Here is a 19347-nt window from a genome sequence, read left to right on the forward strand (position 1 = left end):
CTATCCGACGCGCCGGGAGGTCAGCGCCGTTCCAGGGAGTCGGCGACCTCGTCGGGGACCGCGTCGCGAACGCCCTCGCGGTACTGGCGGTGCAGTCCGGTGAGGTAGCGCTCGACCGCCTCCACCACGCGCGCCGTCCGGTAGGAGGGGAAGACGTCGAACGCGTGCTGCCCGCCCTTCATCTCCGCGTAGAGGACGGGGGCCTTCGACACGTCCCGCAGTTTCTCCACGAACCGGCGGGCCTCGCCCACCGGGATGAGCGAGTCGTGGCTTCCGTGGATGACGAAGAACGGCGGCGCGTCCTCGTTCAGGTACGTCACCGGTGACGCCTTGGCGAACGCCTCGCGCTCGTCGCGGAACGACTTCTTCAGCACCATCTTCTGCATGAACGGCGTCGCGCCCATGGGGACCGGCCACGGCCCCGGCTCGACGAGGTCGTACACGCCGTAGAACGGCACCGCGCCCCGCACGCCGGTGTCCACGTCCTCGAACCCCGGCTGGAACTCCGGGACGCCGGCCGTCAGCGCGACCATCGCCGTCAGATGCCCGCCGGCCGAGCCGCCCGTCACGCACAGGAAGTCCGGGTCGGCGCCGTACTCCTCGGCGTGCTCGCGGTACCAGGCGATGAAGTGCTTGAGGTCGAGGAGGTGGTCGGGCCAGGTCGCGCGGGGGCTGAGACGGTAGTTGACGTTGAAGCCGACCCAGCCCTGGACGGCCATGTGGTTGAGCAGCGGCAGGCCCTGCTCGCGCTTGTCGCCGATGATCCACGCGCCGCCGTGGACCTGCATGAGGCCGGGGCGGAGCCCGCCGCCGGGGGCGTCGGCGGCGGAACGGTAGACGTCGAGCTTGAGACGCAGCCGTCCCTCCTCGCGGAAGACGATGTTGCGCTGGACCTTCACGCCCCGGCGCGGGATCAGGCACAGCGGCGGAAAGACCAGGTGGGAACGGGGATAGCGGGGCGCGTCCTCGGGGTCGAGGTCGAAGGGGACGCCGCTGTCGCGCAGGGTCACCACGGTGCGGCGCGCGGCGATGATCGTCGCGACCGTCCCGGCGGCGCCGCCGAGGCCGAGCAGCAGCCCGGCCCAGCCCGGCCAGGCGTCGAGCCCGCCCCCGGCGGCCAGCAGGCCCAGCCCGGCGATCTCCAGGACCAGCAGGTGCGGGGCCATCTCGATCGTCAGCCAGCCGGCGAAGAAGCTCGGCACCAGCAGCAGCGCGCTCCTGCGCGGGACGTGCGCGTTCACGGCGAGCAGCAGCGACAGGGCTCCGAAGGCCAGCAGGACGTAGGGCATCAGGGGGCTCCCTCGCGGTGACGACCTTCACAGAGCATTCCCTTACAAGTGCTTGCTTACAACGTGACGGGCGCCACCCCCGCCGCGTTCTGTCAGTGGCGCTTGGCAGGATGGTCGGCATGAGCGGTGACGTGCTGGGACGGTTCTCGTCGGCGACCAGGGAGTGGTTCTCCGGCGCGTTCGCCGCGCCCACCGCCGCGCAGGCGGGGGCCTGGGAGTCGATCTCCGGCGGCGACAACACGCTGGTCGTCGCGCCGACCGGATCGGGCAAGACGCTGTCGGCGTTCCTGTGGTCGCTGGACCGGCTGGCCACCGGGCCCGTCCCCGAGGATCCCCTGCACCGGTGCCGCGTGCTGTACGTGTCGCCGCTGAAGGCCCTGGCCGTCGACGTCGAACGCAACCTCCGCGCCCCGCTCACCGGCATCCGGCAGGCCGCCCGCCGCCTCGACCTCCCCGAGCCGGACGTGCGGGTCGGGATCCGCTCCGGCGACACCCCCGCCGACGAGCGGCGGCGGCTGGCCACCAAGCCCCCGGACATCCTGATCACCACGCCCGAGTCGCTGTTCCTGCTGCTCACCTCGCAGGCGCGGGAGGCGTTGCGCGGCGTCGAGACGGTGATCGTGGACGAGGTGCACGCCGTGGCGGGCACCAAGCGCGGCGCGCACCTGGCGCTGTCGCTGGAACGCCTGGACGCCCTGCTGGAGCGGCCCGCCCAGCGGATCGGCCTGTCGGCGACGGTGCGGCCGCCCGAGGAGGTCGCGGCGTTCCTGGGCGGCGCGCGGCCCGCCACCGTCGTGCAGCCGCCCTCCGACAAGGTCTTCGACCTGGAGATCGTCGTGCCGGTCGAGGACCTGGGCGAGATCGGCCGGTTCACCGACGACTCGGGGACCGCCGACCCGCGCCAGCGCAGCATCTGGCCGCACGTCGAGGACCGGCTGCTGGACCTGATCGAGGCGCACCGCTCCACGCTGGTGTTCGCCAACTCCCGCCGCCTGGCCGAACGCCTGTGCGGCCGCCTCAACGAACTGGCCTACGAACGCGCCCTCGCCGACCAGGAGGAGCCGGAGGGGACCCGGGAGCCGCGGCGGATCGGACCGGACGACATCGAGCGCGCGCTGCGGGGATCGATGGCCACCCCGGCGCAGATGATGGCCCAGGCGGGCGCCGCGCGGGGCGCGCCCGCCGAGATCGCCCGCGCCCACCACGGGTCGGTGTCCAAGGAGGAGCGCGCCGTCATCGAGGACGCCCTCAAGCAGGGGCGGCTCCCGGCGGTGGTGGCGACCTCCAGCCTGGAGCTCGGCATCGACATGGGCGCGGTCGACCTGGTCGTCCAGGTGGAGTCGCCGCCGTCGGTGGCCAGCGGCCTGCAACGCGTCGGCCGCGCCGGCCACCAGGTCGGCGCGGTGTCCAAGGGCGTGCTGTTCCCCAAGTACCGGAGCGACCTGGTGCAGACCGCCGTGGTCGCGGAGCGCATGCGCGGCGGCGCGATCGAGGAGCTGCGTTACCCGCGCAACCCGCTGGACGTGCTCGCCCAGCAGATCGTGGCGATGGTCGCGATGGACGAGTGGACCGTGGACGAGCTGGAGACCGTGGTCCGCCGGGCCGCGCCGTACGCGACGCTGCCGCGTTCGGCGCTGGAGGCGACCCTGGACATGCTCGCGGGCCGCTACCCCAGCGACGAGTTCGGCGAGCTGCGGCCGCGCCTGGTGTGGGACCGGGTGACGGGCGTGCTGCGCGACCGGCCCGGCGCGCAGCGCCTGGCCGTCACCAGCGGCGGCACGATCCCGGACCGGGGCCTGTTCGGCGTGTTCCTCGTGGGCGAGAAGTCCTCACGCGTGGGCGAGCTGGACGAGGAGATGGTGTACGAGTCGCGGGTGGGCGACGTGTTCGTGCTCGGCGCCAGCTCGTGGCGCATCGAGGACATCACGCCCGACCGCGTCCTGGTCTCGCCCGCGTCCGGCCAGCCCGGCAAACTGCCGTTCTGGCACGGCGACGCCCTGGGCCGCCCCGCCGAGCTGGGCCGCGCCCTGGGGGCGTTCACCCGCGAGCTCGCCGAGCTGCCCGCCGACTCCGCCCGCACCCGCGTCGCCGAGGCGGGCCTGGACGAGTGGGCCGCCGCGAACCTGGTCTCCTACCTGGCCGAACAGCGCGAGGCCACCGGCCACGTGCCCGACGACCGCACCCTGGTGGTGGAGCGGTTCCGCGACGAGCTCGGCGACTGGCGGATGGTCGTCCACTCGCCGCTGGGCGCGCGCGTCCACGCGCCGTGGGCGCTGGCCATCGCGGGTCGCCTGCGCGAGCGGTACGGCGTGGACGCCCAGGCCATGCACGCCGACGACGGCATCGTGATCCGGCTCCCCGACATGGACGAGCCGCCCGGCCTGGACCTGGCGGCCTTCGACGCCGAGGACATCGAACGGATCGTGGTGGACGAGCTGGGCGGCTCGGCGTTGTTCGCGGCGCGTTTCCGGGAGTGCGCGGCGCGTTCCCTGCTGCTGCCGCGCCGCCGCCCCGACAAGCGGATGCCGCTGTGGCAGCAGCGCCAGCGCGCCGCGCAGCTCCTCGGCGTGGCGAGCAAGTACCCGTCGTTCCCGATCGTGCTGGAGACGATGCGCGAGTGCCTGCAGGACGTCTTCGACGTTCCGGGCCTGGTGCAGCTCATGCGCGACCTGTCCGGCCGCAAGGTGCGGATGGTGGAGGTGGAGACACCGCAGCCGTCGCCGTACGCGCGTTCGCTGCTGTTCCACTACGTGGGCGCGTTCATGTACGAGGGCGACTCCCCGCTGGCCGAACGCCGCGCCCAGGCCCTCGCCCTGGACTCCACCCTCCTGGCCGAGCTCCTGGGCCAGGCGGACCTGCGCGAACTCCTCGACCCCGAGGTGGTCGCCGACACCGAACGCGAACTCCAACGCCTCACCCCCGACCGCCGCGCCCGCGACCTGGAGGGAGTCGCCGACCTCCTCCGCGCACTGGGCCCACTGACAACGGTGGAGGTAGCAGCCCGCACCACCCTGCACGCCTCCCTCACCTCCGCCACAGTCCCCGAACCACTCGCCCCACCAGCACAGCCCCCCGCCCCTGACAAGGCACCCCATCCCGCAGGTCCCAACAACGCCCCAAAGACCAGCGACGCAGAAAACACCCGACCCACCGAAGACGCACAGACCTTCCATAAGGCCACCCCCTCCCCAGATGACGCCCACGGAGTGGAAGCCACCCCTCACGCACAGGCTGCTGACGAACCGGAAGCCGCCCCGGGCGCAGAAACCACGCACAACGCGGGCACCGCCCACAGTGCGGAGACCAGCGACCACGCGCAGGCCGCCGACGCAACAAGGTCCGCACCTGCTGCGGAAACCACTCATCACGCACAGGCTGCTGACGAAGCGGAAACCGCCCCCGGCGCAGAAACCACACACAACGCGGGCACCGCCCACAGTGCGGAGACCAGCGACCACGCGCAGGCCGCCGACGCAGCAAGGTCCGCACCTGCTGCGGAAACCGCTCATCACACACAGGCTGCTGACGAAGCGGAAACCGCCCCCGGCACAGAAACCACGCACAACGCGGGCACCGCCCGCGGTGCGGAGACCAGCGACCATGCGCAGGGGGCCGGCCAAGCGGGAGCCATCCGTGGCGCGGAAGCCGTGCACGACGCAGGGGCCGCCGATGGGTCGGGGGACCCTCGTGATGCGGAGGCTGTCCACGGTGGCGATGCCGCACATGGTGTGGACGTCGTCGGTGGGGCTGGGGTGGGGAGTGGTGGTGCCGCTGGTGTGGTCTCGGGTGGGGCTGAGGTCCTGGACGTTTGTGGGCGGTGGCTCACGGAGCTTGAGGAGACCCGGCGCGTCATTCGGGTGCGGATCGCCGGGGAGGAGCGTTGGGCGGCGGTCGAGGACGCCGGGCGGCTGCGGGACGCGCTCGGAGCGCCGCTGCCGGTCGGGATCCCCGAGGCGTTCCTTGAGCCGGTGGACGATCCGCTCGGGGATCTCGTGTCCCGGTACGCGCGGACGCACGGGCCGTTCCGGGCGGCCGACGTCGCGTACCGCTTCGGGCTGGGCGTGGCGGTCGTCGTGGAGGCGCTGCGGCGGCTGGCCGGGGCCGGACGCGTCGTGGAGGGCGAGTTCCTGCCGGTCGAGGTGATCGCGGAACGGCGCGCGGACGACGCCCGGCCCGCGGGGGAGGCCCGGACCGGGGCGAACGCGGGCGGTGCGGCGCTGGGCACCGAGTGGTGCGACGCCGGGGTGCTGCGAACGCTGCGGCGGCGGTCGCTGGCGCGGTTGCGCGCCGAGGTGGAACCGTCGCCGCCGGAGGCGCTCGGCCGGTTCCTGCCCGCGTGGCACGGGATCGCGGGCGGGTCGCGGCTGCGCGGCATCGACGCGCTGGTGCAGGCGATCGAGCAGTTGCAGGGCGCGGCGATCCCCGCGTCGGCGCTGGAGTCGCTGGTCCTGCCGTCGCGGGTGGCGGGCTACTCCCCCGCCATGCTCGACGAGCTGACCTCCTCGGGCGAGGTCGTGTGGGCGGGCCAGGGCGGGCTGCCCGGCGGTGACGGCTGGGTGTCGCTGTACCTGGCCGACACCGCGCCGCTGCTGATGCCCGAACCCGCCGAGATCACCCTCACGCCGGTCCACCAGGCGGTGCTGGACATCCTGGACGGCGGTGGCGCCCTGTTCTTCCGGCAGTTGTCCGACAGGGTCAACCGCGAGACCACCGCGAACGACCAGGACCTGGTCACGGCCGTCTGGGATCTGGTGTGGGCGGGCCGCCTCACCAACGACACCCTCGCGCCGCTGCGCGCGACGCTCGGCTCCGGGCGCCCCAGCCACCGTTCCCGGAGCACCCGCCGGGGCCGTCCCGTCCTGCCGTCGCGGACCGGGCCGCCCACGGTGGCGGGTCGCTGGTGGCCGCTGCCGGAACGCGAGAGCGCCCCGACGCTGCGTTCCCACGCGCTCGCCGAAGCGCTGCTGGACCGCTACGGCATCGTGATCCGGGGCGCGGTCGCCGCCGAACGCACGCCGGGCGGGTTCGCGGGCGTGTACCCGGTGCTGCGCGCGTTCGAGGAGAGCGGCCGGTGCCGCCGCGGCTACTTCGTCGAGGGCCTGGGGGCGGCGCAGTTCGCGTTGCCGGGGGCGGTGGACCGCCTCCGCGCGCTGCGGCCGTCCGAGCCGTCCGCCCCCGACGAGCTGGCGGTGCTGTGGGAGACCCCGTCCCGCCGCGACACCGACCGCCGCGCCCTGATCCTGGCGGCCACCGACCCGGCCAACCCCTACGGCGCGGCCCTGCCCTGGCCCGACCGCGCCGACGAGGTGGCCAGCGGCCACAAGCCGGGCCGCAAGGCGGGCGCGTTGGTGGCGCTGGTGGACGGCCGCCTGGCCCTGTACGTGGAACGCGGCGGCAAGACACTGCTGACCTGGGACGACGACCCGGAGGTGCTGCAACCGGCCGTTGACGCCCTGGCCCTGGCCGTCCGCGAGGGTGCCCTGGGCAAACTGACCGTGGAACGCGCCGACGGCGAGTCCATCGTCAACTCCCCCTTGGCCGCCGCCCTGGAGGCCGCCGGTTTCCATCCCACGCCGAGGGGCCTGCGGCTTCGTTCCTGACCGCCCGCCGGGGCCGGGCACCTGCCGGTTCGCCGCACCGGGCAGGTGATCGGCTCCGCGTCGGCCGCTCCCGGCAGGCGGACGAGGCGGGTCAGCCCCGGATCGGTTCCTCCTGGTTCTCCGGCTCGTCCCTGAGGAAGCCGTCGAGCATCCCGGCGATCTTGAGCGCTCGCTCCGAGGTCATGCCCTTGGGGTCCGCTTCCCCCGAGGGGGCGACCTCGAACTGCATGTAGTGCGCGCTGACGATGAGGTTGTCCCGCCGGAACCAGACCACGGTCGAGTTGTGCCGCCCCCTCTTCCCGCGGCTCTCGTCGAAGACCGACTTCACCGCCTCTTCCGCGAGCCCCTCCACGCGGCTGGTCACCGTCGGGTTGTCGGCGCTGACGCCGGACGAACTGCGGCCGAGCGTGTGGTTGGCCATCTCCCTGACCGCCGCCGCCTCGCTGCCGTACAGTTCCGCGCTGATGATCAGTGTGAACTGAACCGGGCTGCCGGAGCTTTTCCAGCCACAGTTCGCCTCCCGGCTGTTGTTGCTCTTGTCCAGCAGATCATCGGCCGCCAGTTCCCTGCGCCCCCGCAGATCGTTGCGTTTCAGGTACCCGCAGAAGTCCGGCATCCGCTTGTACACGCCCGCCGCAGGGGTGGCGCTCCCGCGCGGGCCGGGTCGTTCCGGGCCCCGGTGCCCGGCGGCGGAGTAGGCGATGGCGCCCACCAGGACGAGCGACAGCGACAGGGCCGCCAGGAGCCGGGCCGCTCTGCTCGCGGCCCACCGGCGCACGGGCGGCAGGCTCCTGGTCGGTCCGGTGCTCTCGCCGTTCAGGGCTCGCCGGGCCCGGTCGTGGTCCCACCGGCGGGCCGGGTTCTTCTCCATCAGCCCCGCGATGACCGGTGCGAGCGGCCCGGCCCGGTTCATCTCCGGGTCCTCGCCCATCATCAGGCGGGCGATGTGCACCTCCATGCCGTCATCGGCGCGGTACGCCCGCTTCCCCTCCACCGCGTAGTACAGGGTCGCGCCCAGCGACCACAGATCCGACTCCGGTCCGACCGTCCCGGAGGAGAACCGCTCGGGGGCGATGTAGCCCAGCGAGCCGACCACCAGGCCCGTCCGTGTCAGGCTGTGCGTGGCGTCGGCCACCGCGGCGATCCCGAAGTCCGCCAGGACCGCATGCCCCGTATCGGTGATCAGCACGTTGGCGGGCTTGACGTCCCGGTGCACGATTCCCTGGCCGTGGGCGGTCTCCAGCGCGTCCAGCAGCGCCAGGCCGAGCACGCGGACCCGGTCGGGAGGCAGCGGCGCGACCTCCTGCAACGACCTGCCCGGCACATACCGCATCACCAGGAAGACCGGCTCGCCGGGCTCCTCGATGACGTCGTACACCGAGATGATGTGAGGGTGGTCCAGTGCCGCCGCCGCTCTGGCCTCGCGCAGGAACCGCTGTTCCGTCTCGCCGCGTCCCGGGTGGTCGGGGTCCTGCGGCAACGCCAGCTCCTTGACCGCGACGTGGCGCTTCAGGCGTTCGTCCCACGCCTTCCAGACGATCCCCATGCCGCCGCGCCCCAGCTCCGCGACCAGCCGGTAACGGCCGGCGATCAAGCGAGTCATGCCGAGCATCGTAGGTCAGGGAGACAACGGTGTCTGTAGGAAGTGCGGGCGGAGCGGGCCGCCGCGCGACGAATCCGGCGGCCCGCTCTCAGGACGGGCGGCGTTTGCCCTGGAACAGGGTGACCAGGCCGCGGAAGGCCCGGTCGTCCAGGGTCCCGAACGGGTTGTCGTGGGCGATGTAGGTCCAGGTCGCCGACGGGCGGTTCAGGGACGCCCCGGTCAGGTCGATCCCCTCGGGGGTCGCCGTCAGGGACTCGAACGCCTTCAGCGCGCGGGTCCGGGCCTCCGCCGGGAGGCGTTTGCCCGCGGGGACCGCCTCCCGGTTGAACTCCACCAGGGGGTCCAGGCCCCGGCCCAGCGAGCGCAGGTGGATGCCCTCCCGCAGGTCCGCCAGGAACGCCAGGTGTTCGGACCAGCAGCGGTCCAGGTGGAACAGCATCGCCTGGCGGGCCGCCTCCGCCACGGCCTCCTCCCCCGCGATCCCGGCCAGTTCGGCGTACTTGGCGGGGGCGCCCTCGGAGACCGTCCTCGTCGCGCCGTCGCCCTTCAGGATCTCGTCGCGTTCGGCCAGAAGCTCCTTCCGCTGGAGGCCGATCAGGTGGTTGTAGCGCCAGGTGTTGCGGTGGATCTCCAGGGACACGCCCTCGGCCACCCGCTGGGCGTGGGCGACGATCCAGTGGGCCCCCTTGTCGTGAACGCGGCCGTCGGCGTCGGTCGGGCCCTTGTAGCGCTCGTCGGGCGCGTAGCGGGCCACCAGGTCGTCGCCCAGGCTCGTGAAGAACACCGAGCCACCCGGGTCCCCCTGGCGGCCGCCGCGACCGCGCAGCTGGTCGTCCAGGCGGCTGCTGTGGTAGCGGCCGGTGCCGATGACCAGCAGGCCGCCGAGGGCCGCGACCTCGTCCCGGTCGGCCTCCGACGCGCCGCCCAGGCGGATGTCGGTGCCCCGGCCCGCCATCTGGGTGGAGACCGTCAGGGCCCCGAGCGCCCCGGCGGCGGCGATGATCTCGGCCTCCTCGGCGTCGTTCTTGGCGTTCAGGACCACCGGGGACAGGCCCGCACGGGTCAGGCGGCGGGCCAGGCGTTCGGACTCGGCGATGTCGCGGGTGCCGATCAGGAGGGGGCGGCCCGTGGCGTGGACCTCGACGATCTCCTCGACCAGGGCCGTGTCGCGGTCCTCGGTGGTGGCGTAGAGGCGGTCGGGCTCGTCCACGCGGATCCGGGGGCGGTGCGGCGGGATGACCGCGATGCCCAGGTCGTAGAACTCGCGGAGCTGGTCGGAGACGGCCATCGCGGTGCCGGTCATGCCGCAGCGGACCGGGTAGCGGCCGATCAGCTCCTGGACGGTGACCGAGTCCAGGATCTCGCCGCTGGGCGACGCCTCCAGGCGTTCCTTGGCCTCGACGGCGGCCTGGAGGCCGTCGGGCCAGCGTTGCAGGAGCGCGACCCGGCCGCGGGACTCGCTGATCAGCTTCACCCGGCCGTCGCGGACGATGTAGTCCACGTCGCGGTGCAACAGGACCTCGGCGTGCAGGGCGACGTTGACGGCGGTGAGCGTGTCCAGGTTCTCCGGCGCGTACAGGTCGACGCCGAGGACCCGCTCCACCTGGCGGGCGCCCGCCGGGGTGAGCTGGACGTTGCGGGCCTCCTCGTCGGTGGCGTAGTGCAGGCCCGGTCGCAGGCGGCGCACCAGGTCGGCGTAGCGGGGCGAGGCGGCGTCCAGTTCCGAGGCCCCGGCCAGCACCAGCGGCACCATCGCCTCGTCCACCAGCACCGAGTCCGCCTCGTCGATCAAAGCGACGTCGGGCGCGGGTTGCAGCGGGTCGCCGGGGTCGGTGGCCAGCCGGTCGCGCAGCAGGTCGAACCCCACCTCGCTGACCGGCGCGTAGGTCACGTCGGCGGTGTAGGCGGCGCGGCGTTCGGCGGGGGTCGAGGACTGGCCGATCCAGGCCACCGTCACCCCGAGCCGTTCGTAGAGCGGCCCCATCCACTCGGCGTCGCGGCGGGCCAGGTAGTCGTTGACCGACATGACGTGGACGCGATGGCCGCGCAGCGCGTACCCGGCGGCGGCCAACGCTCCGGCGAGGGTCTTGCCCTCACCGGTGGCCATCTCGGCGACGTGCCCCGACAGCAGCGCCAGCGTCCCGAACAGCTGGACGTCGTAGGGCCGCTCGCCCAGCGCCCGCCGCGCGGCCTCCCGCCCCAGCGCGCACAGCTCGGCCGGGTCGTTCTCGTCGAGCGCCCCGGCGGCGGCGGTCAGCTCGGCGTCGGACAGGGCGCGCACGCGCTCCTCCCGCGTCGCCGCGTCCGCCACCACCGCCCGGAACGGCGCCAGGTCGGTGCTGCCGGGCTTCTGCACCAGCCGCCGGAGCCGGTCGCGCAACGCCATGACGGTCCCCTCCCGAGAGCGCTCGGTCATGCCCCGCCCGGCGGGGACTCCCACCGGGCGCCCTTTCATGATCCCAGTTCTCCGGTGTCCCGATGGTCCCGAGGACCCAGGTCCTGCGTCCGTAACGGGTGGGAGGCCGATTTCCTCCCCAGGGTGGATGCCCGGGACTCCCGAGACCTGGGATGATCAGGTCATACGGGGTTGCGGTGGCCGGGGAAACGCCACCGCGGAACGGGAGTCACCATGACACCGACGGCACGCTGGGCCGCCGCCCAGCGACGCAAGCGCCAGGTCATCAACCAGGCCGTCATCCACCGCGCCATGCAGGACCAGCGGCGCACCGGCACCGCCGAGACGGTGCCGGCCACCGCCAAGTAGGACGTCCAAGCAGGACGTCACGCCCGGCGGCCCGCCACGACGCGCACCCTCGCGCCTCAGCGTGGCCGCCGGACCGGAGCCGCCGGTCGGCGGCCGGTCACTCCTTTTCGGACGAGAAGACCTCGTCGCGCGCCTGCTCCAGCGCCGCGTGCAGGGCCCCGCGCAGGACCGGGTTGCCCTCCACCGCGGTGACCGCGACGGTGGCGCGGGTGGGGCTGAGGCGGCCGACGACCTGTTCGATGCGGGTCGCGAGGGGGCGTCCGCCCGCCCGGCCGAGGCTTCCCGACAGCACGACCAGGCCGGGGTCCAGGACGATGTTGACCGAGGTGACGCCGTAGGCGATCCGGTCGGCCAGCTCGTCCAGGAACGCCCCGCCCCGCTCCTCGTCGGCGGCAGCGGCGGCGACGCACTCGGTGGCGGTGGGCTCGGCGATGCCGTGCCGGTGGGCCAGTTCGCGCACCGCGTCGGCGCCGACCAGCGAGCCGTAGCCGCCCGCCAGCGCGGGGATACCCCAGGAGGTGGACTCGGTGACGCCCTCCTGGGCCTCGCCGCGCCTGGCCGTGCCGACCGGCAGCGGCGCGCCGGGCACCGGCAGGTAGCCGATCTCGCCCGCGCCGCCGGACCGGCCCCGGTGCAGCCGCCCGCCGAGCATCACCGACAGGCCGATGCCCCGGTCCAGCCACACCAGCGCGAAGTCCTCGGCGTCCCGGGCGGCCCCGTAGGCGCGTTCGGCGACGGCGGCGAGGTTGACGTCGTTCTCTATCGTCACCGGCCGCCGCAGGTCGGTGCGCAGCGCCTCCAGCACGCCCTCGTGCCAGGCGGGCAGGTCGAACGCGAACTGCACGTCCCCCGAGCGCGGGTCCACCACGCCCGGCGTCCCGATGACGAACGCGTGGAGCCGGCCCAGCCCCACCCTTGCCGAACGGCACGCCTTGACCACCGCGTTGTGGATGGTCTTGACGGGGTTGTCGGTGCCGTTCGGGTCGACAGTAACCTGGGCGACCACGCAGCCGGTGATGTCGGCGACGCCGGCGGTCACGCCGTCCGGGCCGACCTCCAGGCCCGCGACGTAGGCGCTGGACGGCACCACCGCGTACAGCGCCGCGTTCGGCCCCCGGCCGCCCGCCTGCTCGCCGACGACCTCGACCAGACCGCGCTCCTCCAGCCTCGCGAGGAGCTGGGAGGCGGTGACCTTGGACAGCCCGGTGTGCTCGCCGATCTGCGCGCGCGTCAGCGGGCCCTGTCTGACCAGCAGATCCAGAGCGGCGCGGTCGTTCAGCTCGCGCAGCAACCGTGGCGTCCCCGGGCGGTTGACCATGCTGGGTCCCCCTGACGTCTCAATCCGCTAACGAGCGGTTTTGTTTAGGAAAGTTTCTTGTTAGTTTACGCGCAAGCGTCCCGCCGCCCCGCGACCCGGGAGGGCGAACGCGAGACTGCGCCGACTGGCGAGCAGGGCGCCCGCGAGCGGTGCACGGCACGGACAGGGCATGACCGGACCCTAAAGGTTCCGGGCCCGACCGACGGCATCGCAGGCCATCCGGCCGCGTGGTGATGGAGGAGAGGAACCCCGGTGAAGTACATCAAGGTTGCGGCCGCCACGGCCGCGATCGCCCTGGCCGCCGCGGCCTGTGGCGGCGGCGAGAAGAAGACCGAGGGCGCGGGCGGCGGATCGGACCCGGCGCAGCTCAAGGTCTGGATGATGGGCGAGGGCACGCCCGAGCAGACCAAGTTCCTCGACGACGTCGAGGCCGAGTTCAAGCAGAAGCACCCCAAGACCGACGTGGTCGTCAAGTACGTGCCGTGGCCGCAGGTCGCCACCACGTTCCAGAAGGCCGCCGCCGGAGGCGAGGGCCCCGACGTCACCGAGCTCGGCAACACCGACGTGCAGTCGCACATCGAGCAGGGCTCGCTGGCCGACGTCACCGAGAAGTTCAACGCCTGGGCCGACGGCAAGGCCCTCAGCAAGAACGCCCTGGCCAACGACCAGAAGGACGGCAAGACCTACGCGGTGCCGTGGTACGGCGGCGTGCGCGGCGTGTGGTTCCGCAAGGACTGGTTCGACGAGCTGAAGATCGAGCAGCCGAAGAGCTGGGCCGAGCTGGCCGCCGCGGCCAAGAAGGTCCAGGACGCCAAGAAGGTCCCGGGCATCGGCGTGCCGAGCGACCAGACCAACGCCCTGATGAGCTTCGTCTGGGGCAACGGCGGCGAGATCGCCGTCAAGGAGGGCGACAAGTGGGCCGGTAAGCTCGACCAGCCCCAGGTCAAGGAGGCCGTGGAGTTCTACACCGGCCTGGTGACCAAGGAGAAGGTCGCGCCGGAGAAGTTCGTCGGCAAGAACGAGCTGCAGGGCCCGCAGCAGGACTTCGCGCTCGGCAAGCTCGGCATGTACATCGACGGCTCCTGGGCGCTCAAGGAGATGAAGAAGATCTCCGAGAAGAACGTCGACAAGTGGGCGGTCTTCCCGATCCCCGCCAAGTCCGGCGGCAACGCCCCGGTCATGGCGGGCGGCTCCGACCTCGCGGTCTGGAAGGACTCCAAGGCCCAGGACGCGGCGTTCGACTACATCACGGTCCTCAACAACGCCAAGAACGCCAAGGCGTGGGCCGACTACAGCGGTTTCTCCTCCATGCGCTCGGACGTGAAGTTCTCCGACCCCAAGCTGGAGGTCTTCACCGCGATCGCCGGCAACACCAAGTTCCCGCCGATCAGCGCGGGCTGGGGCGAGTTCGAGCAGGCCAAGAAGGTGCTGCCGAACGCCATGAAGGCGATCATGCAGGGCAAGCCGGTCGACGACGAGCTGAAGAAGGCCAACGAGCAGGCCAACACCCTGCTGAACCCGTAGGCCCCGACCGCTCCCGAACGGACTGAGTCCATGCTCGACACCGCACCCGCGGTGCGGAACACGCCGGGCCGGAACGACTCCGGCCCGGCGCGTCCCCGCCGCCGGCCCCGCGTGGGGCCCTACCTGCTGATCGCCCCCACGGTGATCGTCATCGCCGTCCTGATGTTCTGGCCCATGGTCCAGATCGGGATCATGTCCTTCCAGAAGGTCGGCAACCGCCAGCTGCGCGGCGAGCCCGCCGAGCAGGTCGGCACCGAGAACTTCGACAGGATCTTCGGCGACCCGTTCTTCTGGACGACGCTCAAGCACACCGTGCTGTTCGCCGTCGTGGCGGTCGCGCTGACGCTGGTCGTGGGCACCCTGGTCGGCCTGCTGCTGCACAAGCTGGGCCGGCGGATGTCGAACGTGGTCGCCGGCGGCGTGATGGTCGCCTGGGCCACCCCGCCCGTCACCGCGGCCATCATCTTCACCTGGCTGTTCGGCTCCACCGGCGGCCTGGTCAACTGGCTGCTGGACCTGCTGCCCGACTGGCTGGTGGGGTCCCGCTGGAACGACTACAACTGGTTCTCCACCCCGCTGTCCACCTACACCGTGCTGACGGTCTGCGTCGTGTGGCAGGCGTGCCCGTTCGTGGCGGTGTCGGTGCTGGCCGGGCTCAAGAGCGTGCCGAGCGAGCTGTACGAGGCCGCCCGGGTGGACGGCTCGGGCCCGTGGCGGTCGTTCTGGAGCATCACCTTCCCGCTGCTCAAGCCCATCTTCCTGGTCCTGCTGGTCATGTCGATCATCTGGGACTTCAAGGTGTTCACCCAGCTGTTCATCATGTCCGGGATGGCCAACCGCGACGCGTTCAACCTGTCGCTGTACGCCTACTCCGAGGCGTTCGGGTCGCTCAATCCCAAGCTCGGCGCGGGCTCGGCGATCGCCCTGGTGCTGACGGTGATCCTGCTGGTGGTGACCGCGGTGTACGTGCGCGTCATGGTCCGTCAGGGGGAGACGAAGTGAAGTCGCGAACGATCGGCCGGATCGCCCTGAACGGGACCGGGGTCCTGGTGTTCCTGGCCGCGGTGTTCCCTGTCTTCTGGATGGCGTCCACCGCCTTCAAGCCCAACAACGAGATCTTCAGCAGCACGCCGAGGCCGCTGCCGTCGCACCCGACGCTGGAGCACTTCGACTTCGTCCTCAACGGCCGCATCGCCGAGGGGACGTTCTGGGGGTACTTCGCCAACAGCCTCGTGCTGGCCGTCGTCACCGTGCTGGTGTCGGGCCTGCTGGCGCTGATGGCGGCCACCGCCGTGGCGCGGTTCCGGTTCCGCTTCCGGACCACGTTCCTGGTGATGCTGCTGGTGGTGCAGATGGTGCCGTTGGAGGCGCTGGTCATCCCGCTGTTCCTGGACCTCAAGCAGCTCCAGATGCTCGACAGCCTGGTCGGCCTGGTGGTCGTCTACATCGCGTTCGCGGTGCCGTTCGCGATCTGGATGCTGCGCGGCTTCGTGGCCGCGGTGCCGAAGGAGCTGGAGGAGGCGGCGTCCATCGACGGCGCCGGGCCGGTGCGCACCTTCTTCACCGTGCTGCTGCCGCTGGTCGCGCCGGGCCTGGTGGCGACCAGCATCTTCTCCTTCATCACCGCCTGGAACGAGTTCATCTTCGCCTACACGTTCCTCGACGACCAGCAGAAGTACACCTTGCCGATCATGCTGCAGTTCTTCTTCGGCCGCAGCAGCAACGCCTGGGGACCGATCATGGCCGCCTCGACCCTGTTGACCATCCCGGTCATCATCTTCTTCCTGCTCGTCCAGCGCCGCATGGTGTCCGGGCTGACCTCCGGGGCGGTGAAGGGATGAGCGACGAGATCTCCCGCCTGGCGCGCGGGACGCTGCTGCCCTCCTTCGCGGGGGCGACCGCGCCGCGCTGGCTGCTGGACGAGCTGGAGCGCGGCCTCGGCGGCGTGACGCTGTTCGCCCTCAACGGCAACGTGCCGAACACCGAGGCGCTGGCCGCGCTGACCGCCGAGATGCGCAAGGTCGGCGACCCGCTGATCGGCATCGACGAGGAGGGCGGCGACGTCACCCGTCTCGGCGGCCACGCCGTCCCCAGCCCCTATCCGGGCAACGCGGCGCTCGGCGCGGCCGACGACGTCGAGCTGACCCGGCGGGTGTACCGGTCGCTGGGGGCCGAGCTGGTCGAGGTCGGCGTCAACCTCAACTTCGCGCCGTCGGTGGATGTCAACACCGCCGACGACAACCCGGTGATCGGCACCCGCGCGTTCGGGTCCGACCCGCAGCTGGTGGCCCGGCACGCCGTCGCGGCGGTCACCGGCACCCAGGAGGCGGGCGTGGCGGCGTGCGCCAAGCACTTCCCCGGGCACGGCGCGACCGTCGAGGACTCCCATCTGGGCGTGCCGATCGTGGACGCGGACCTGGACCTGCTGGAGCGGCGCGAGCTGGTGCCGTTCCGGGCCGCGATCGCGGCGGGCGTGCAGGCCGTGATGACCGCCCATCTGAACCTCCCGACGATCACCGACGGCGTCCCGGCGACGCTGTCCCCCGCCGTGATCACCGGGCTGCTCCGCGAACGCCTGGGCTACCGGGGCGTGATCGTCACCGACGCCCTGGACATGCGGGGCGCCAGCGGCGAGATCGGCATCCCCGAGGCGGCGGTGCGCGCCCTCGTCGCGGGCGCCGACCTGCTGTGCCTGGGGCCGCGCGAGCAGGAGGACAGCGTCCGCGCGACCCTCGCCGCCATCGAGGCGGCCGTCCGCTCCGGGCGGCTGCCCCTCGAACGTCTCGCCGACGCCGCCGAACGCACAGGGGCCGTTCGGCGCTGGCTGGCGGGGTACAGTCCCGCCGCCGTGGACCGGTCGGCGGGGCTGGAGGCGGCGCGCCGGGCCGTGCGGATCACCGGCGAGCTGCCCTCCTGGGACGGCGCCCCGCTGGTGGTCGAGCTGGCCGCGACCGGCAACATCGCGGTCGGGCCGACGCCGTGGGGGCTCGGACCGTTCGCGCCGGAGACCGTTCCCGCCGAAGGAACGGCCGCCGAGGCCGCCACCCTGCTGGAACGTGCCACCGGGCGGGGGCTGGTCGTCGTGCTGCGCGACGCGCACCGGCACACCGGGCAGCGGGCCCTGGCGACCGCCCTGCTGGCGGCCCGCCCGGACGCGGTGCTGGTGGAGATGGGGCTGCCGGTGTGGCAGCCCGAGGGGGCCGTGCACCTGGCCACCTACGGCGCGGCCGACGCCAACGCGCGGGCCGCCGCCGAGCTGCTGGGCCTGACCCCGGCGTGAGACGACCGCGGCCCGGCGTGCGACCGCTGCGCGCGCCGGGCCGTGGGCCAACCCCCGGGGTAAGCCCGACCAGTCCGATCGGCAAGAGATAATACGTTCATGAGATTGTCCGCCCGGGTCGACTACGCGCTGCGCGCCGCCGCCGAACTCGCCGTGGCCGGGAGTCACCCGGTGACGGCGGTTCAGCTCGCCGAAGCGCAGGAGATCCCACCCAAGTTCCTGGAGAACATCCTCGGCCAGTTGCGCCGCAGCGGCCTGGTCCGCAGCCAGCGCGGCCCCGAGGGCGGCTACTGGCTGGCGCGCCCCGCCGACCAGATCTCCCTCGCCGACATCATCCGCGCCATCGACGGGCCGCTGCTGGGGGTGCGGGGCGAGCGCCCCGAGAACGTCGGCTACCAGGGCCCCGCGCACGCGCTCCAGGAGGTGTGGATCGCGCTGCGCGCCAGCGAGCGCGGCATCCTGGAGCGGGTGAACCTCCAGCACATCGCCTCCGGCGAGCTGCCGGGCCCGGTCAAGAAGCTCACCGAGGACCCCGCCGCCTGGGAGAGCCCCTCCCTGATCTGACCTGACCCGATCTGACCTGACCCGATCTGACCCGATCCGACGTGACCTGAAGTGATCTGACGTGCCGGAAGGCGATGTCGTCTGGCGGACCGCCCGGCGCCTGCACGAGGCGCTCGCCGGGCGGACGCTGACGGTGAGCGACTTCCGCGTCCCCCGCCACGCCACCGCCGACCTGCGCGGCCGCGCCGTCGAGCGGGCCGTCTCCCGCGGCAAGCACCTGCTGGTCCGCGTGGAGGGCGGGCTGACCGTCCACACGCACCTGAGGATGGACGGGAGCTGGCGGATCCGCCGCCCCGGCCCGCTCCCCCGCGACCACCGCGTCCGCCTCGTGCTCGGCAACGCCGAGTGGCACGCGCTCGGCCACGCGCTGGGCGTGGTGGACCTGCTGCGCACCGCCGACGAGGACGCGGTCGTCGGTCATCTCGGCCCCGACCTGCTCTCCTCCGGCTGGGACGACGGGCTGGCCGCCGAGGCCGTCCGCCGCCTGGCCGAACGCCCCGAGCGCGCCGTCGGCGAGTCCCTGCTCGACCAGACGCGCCTGGCGGGCGTCGGCAACATCTACAAGGCCGAGGTGTGCTTCCTGCGGGGCGTGAACCCCTGGACGCCCGTGGCGGACGTCCCCGACCTGCGCGCCATGGTCGACCTGTCCCACCGCCTGCTGTACGCCAACCGCGACCGCGACGGCCACATCACGACCGGCGACCTGCGCCCCGGCCGCCGCCACTGGGTCTACGGCCGGGCCGGGAAGCCGTGCCTGCGCTGCGGGACCCGCGTCCGCCGCGCCGACCAGGCCGGTGAGGCGGGCGAACGCGTGACGTTCTGGTGCCCGCGCTGCCAGCCCGCCCCCTGATCCGCACCCGCTCGGGCCCTCTTGCGTTCCGGCGCCTTAATCTGGATGATTCCTATCCCGATTAAGGTATTGTGATCACCGACCGGAGACGAGGTATCCCATGACCACCATCGCGGACCCGCCCGCGACCGACGGCCGCGCCGCCGTCGCCGCGGTGACGCTCGGGATCTTCGCGTTGATGACCTCGGAGCTGCTCCCGGTCGGCCTGCTCACCCCGGCCGCCACCGCGCTGGAGGTGTCCGAGGGCGTCGCCGGGCTGATGGTGACCGCGCCGGGCCTGGTCGCGGCGGTCGCCGCGCCGGTGCTGACCACGGCCGCCGCGCGGGTGGACCGGCGGGTCCTGCTGGCGGCCCTGCTCGCCCTGATGGCGGCGGCGAACCTGGCCTGCGCGGCCGCCACGCACTTCGGCGTCGTGCTGGCCGCCCGGCTGGCCGTCGGGGTGAGCGTCGGCGGGTTCTGGGCGGTCGCCGGGGGCCTGGCCGCGCGCCTGGTGCCCGAACGCCGCGTCGCCCGCGCCACGGCGGTCGTCTTCGGCGGCGTGTCGGCCGCGTCGGT

13 protein-coding genes are annotated in these 19347 nt (G+C 72.9%); 9 read left to right on the forward strand and 4 right to left on the reverse strand.

Going from position 1 to position 19347, the window contains the following annotated elements; genetic code table 11:
• Positions 1 to 20 precede the first annotated feature (20 nt).
• The gene (locus tag AKI01S_RS27915) at positions 21 to 1289 is read right to left on the reverse strand and encodes an alpha/beta hydrolase (RefSeq protein ID WP_067824451.1); all 1269 of its coding nucleotides are present in this window, start codon (positions 1287 to 1289) and stop codon (positions 21 to 23) included.
• Positions 1290 to 1408: 119 nt separating this feature from the next.
• Between AKI01S_RS27915 and AKI01S_RS53725 the strand changes: the two genes are divergently transcribed.
• Positions 1409 to 6889 carry an Lhr family helicase gene (locus AKI01S_RS53725; protein WP_245681810.1) on the forward strand — a complete coding sequence of 1827 codons (5481 nt, stop codon included), beginning with the start codon at positions 1409 to 1411 and terminating at the stop codon, positions 6887 to 6889.
• Between the two features lie 91 nt (positions 6890 to 6980).
• Here the strand turns inward: AKI01S_RS53725 and AKI01S_RS27930 are convergent, their stop codons facing one another.
• Positions 6981 to 8492: a serine/threonine-protein kinase gene (locus AKI01S_RS27930; protein WP_169814028.1), complete on the reverse strand. Its 1512-nt coding sequence runs from the start codon at positions 8490 to 8492 to the stop codon at positions 6981 to 6983.
• Between the two features lie 88 nt (positions 8493 to 8580).
• Positions 8581 to 10878 carry an accessory Sec system translocase SecA2 gene (gene secA2 / locus AKI01S_RS27935; RefSeq protein ID WP_067824469.1) on the reverse strand — a complete coding sequence of 766 codons (2298 nt, stop codon included), beginning with the start codon at positions 10876 to 10878 and terminating at the stop codon, positions 8581 to 8583.
• A gap of 243 nt (positions 10879 to 11121) precedes the next feature.
• Here secA2 and AKI01S_RS54375 point away from each other — a divergent pair, with 243 nt between their 5' ends.
• The gene (locus tag AKI01S_RS54375) at positions 11122 to 11256 is read left to right on the forward strand and encodes a hypothetical protein (protein ID WP_281186153.1); all 135 of its coding nucleotides are present in this window, start codon (positions 11122 to 11124) and stop codon (positions 11254 to 11256) included.
• Positions 11257 to 11353: 97 nt separating this feature from the next.
• Here the strand turns inward: AKI01S_RS54375 and AKI01S_RS27940 are convergent, their stop codons facing one another.
• Entirely contained in the window at positions 11354 to 12574 is a 1221-nt protein-coding gene (locus AKI01S_RS27940) for an ROK family transcriptional regulator (RefSeq protein WP_067824455.1), read from the reverse strand.
• Positions 12575 to 12826: 252 nt separating this feature from the next.
• Here AKI01S_RS27940 and AKI01S_RS27945 point away from each other — a divergent pair, with 252 nt between their 5' ends.
• The 7 genes from AKI01S_RS27945 to AKI01S_RS27975 all read left to right on the forward strand — a co-directional run.
• The gene (locus AKI01S_RS27945) at positions 12827 to 14098 is read left to right on the forward strand and encodes an extracellular solute-binding protein (protein WP_067824457.1); all 1272 of its coding nucleotides are present in this window, start codon (positions 12827 to 12829) and stop codon (positions 14096 to 14098) included.
• Positions 14099 to 14128: 30 nt separating this feature from the next.
• On the forward strand, positions 14129 to 15100 hold the full coding sequence (locus AKI01S_RS27950) for a carbohydrate ABC transporter permease (protein ID WP_067824459.1): 972 nt from the start codon (positions 14129 to 14131) through the stop codon (positions 15098 to 15100).
• Positions 15097 to 15939 (forward strand): carbohydrate ABC transporter permease, encoded by an 843-nt coding sequence (locus AKI01S_RS27955; protein ID WP_084000326.1) that lies wholly within the window; start codon positions 15097 to 15099, stop codon positions 15937 to 15939. Before AKI01S_RS27950 ends, AKI01S_RS27955 begins: the two co-directional genes overlap by 4 nt.
• Entirely contained in the window at positions 15936 to 17378 is a 1443-nt protein-coding gene (locus tag AKI01S_RS27960) for a glycoside hydrolase family 3 protein (RefSeq protein WP_067824461.1), read from the forward strand. Before AKI01S_RS27955 ends, AKI01S_RS27960 begins: the two co-directional genes overlap by 4 nt.
• Positions 17379 to 17477: 99 nt before the next feature.
• The gene (locus AKI01S_RS27965; RefSeq protein ID WP_067824463.1) at positions 17478 to 17942 is read left to right on the forward strand and encodes an RrF2 family transcriptional regulator; all 465 of its coding nucleotides are present in this window, start codon (positions 17478 to 17480) and stop codon (positions 17940 to 17942) included.
• Positions 17943 to 18003: 61 nt separating this feature from the next.
• Positions 18004 to 18792 (forward strand): Fpg/Nei family DNA glycosylase, encoded by a 789-nt coding sequence (locus AKI01S_RS27970; protein ID WP_067824465.1) that lies wholly within the window; start codon positions 18004 to 18006, stop codon positions 18790 to 18792.
• 100 nt (positions 18793 to 18892) lie between these two features.
• Positions 18893 to 19347 (forward strand): MFS transporter (locus AKI01S_RS27975; protein ID WP_157420197.1); only part of this gene is annotated, 455 nt, incomplete at its 3' end.

The organism is Actinomadura kijaniata NBRC 14229 (genome assembly GCF_001552175.1).
Lineage (GTDB): Bacteria > Actinomycetota > Actinomycetes > Streptosporangiales > Streptosporangiaceae > Spirillospora > Spirillospora kijaniata.

Excerpts from the sequence above, each read along its gene's own strand:
- AKI01S_RS27915 (WP_067824451.1), bottom strand. The coding sequence starts at position 1,289 with ATGCCCTACGTCCTGCTGGCCTTCGGAGCCCTGTCGCTGCTGCTCGCC.
- AKI01S_RS53725 (WP_245681810.1), top strand. The coding sequence starts at position 1,409 with ATGAGCGGTGACGTGCTGGGACGGTTCTCGTCGGCGACCAGGGAGTGG.
- AKI01S_RS27930 (WP_169814028.1), bottom strand. The coding sequence starts at position 8,492 with ATGACTCGCTTGATCGCCGGCCGTTACCGGCTGGTCGCGGAGCTGGGG.
- secA2 (WP_067824469.1), bottom strand. The coding sequence starts at position 10,878 with ATGGCGTTGCGCGACCGGCTCCGGCGGCTGGTGCAGAAGCCCGGCAGC.
- AKI01S_RS54375 (WP_281186153.1), top strand. The coding sequence starts at position 11,122 with ATGACACCGACGGCACGCTGGGCCGCCGCCCAGCGACGCAAGCGCCAG.
- AKI01S_RS27940 (WP_067824455.1), bottom strand. The coding sequence starts at position 12,574 with ATGGTCAACCGCCCGGGGACGCCACGGTTGCTGCGCGAGCTGAACGAC.
- AKI01S_RS27950 (WP_067824459.1), top strand. The coding sequence starts at position 14,129 with ATGCTCGACACCGCACCCGCGGTGCGGAACACGCCGGGCCGGAACGAC.
- AKI01S_RS27960 (WP_067824461.1), top strand. The coding sequence starts at position 15,936 with ATGAGCGACGAGATCTCCCGCCTGGCGCGCGGGACGCTGCTGCCCTCC.
- AKI01S_RS27965 (WP_067824463.1), top strand. The coding sequence starts at position 17,478 with ATGAGATTGTCCGCCCGGGTCGACTACGCGCTGCGCGCCGCCGCCGAA.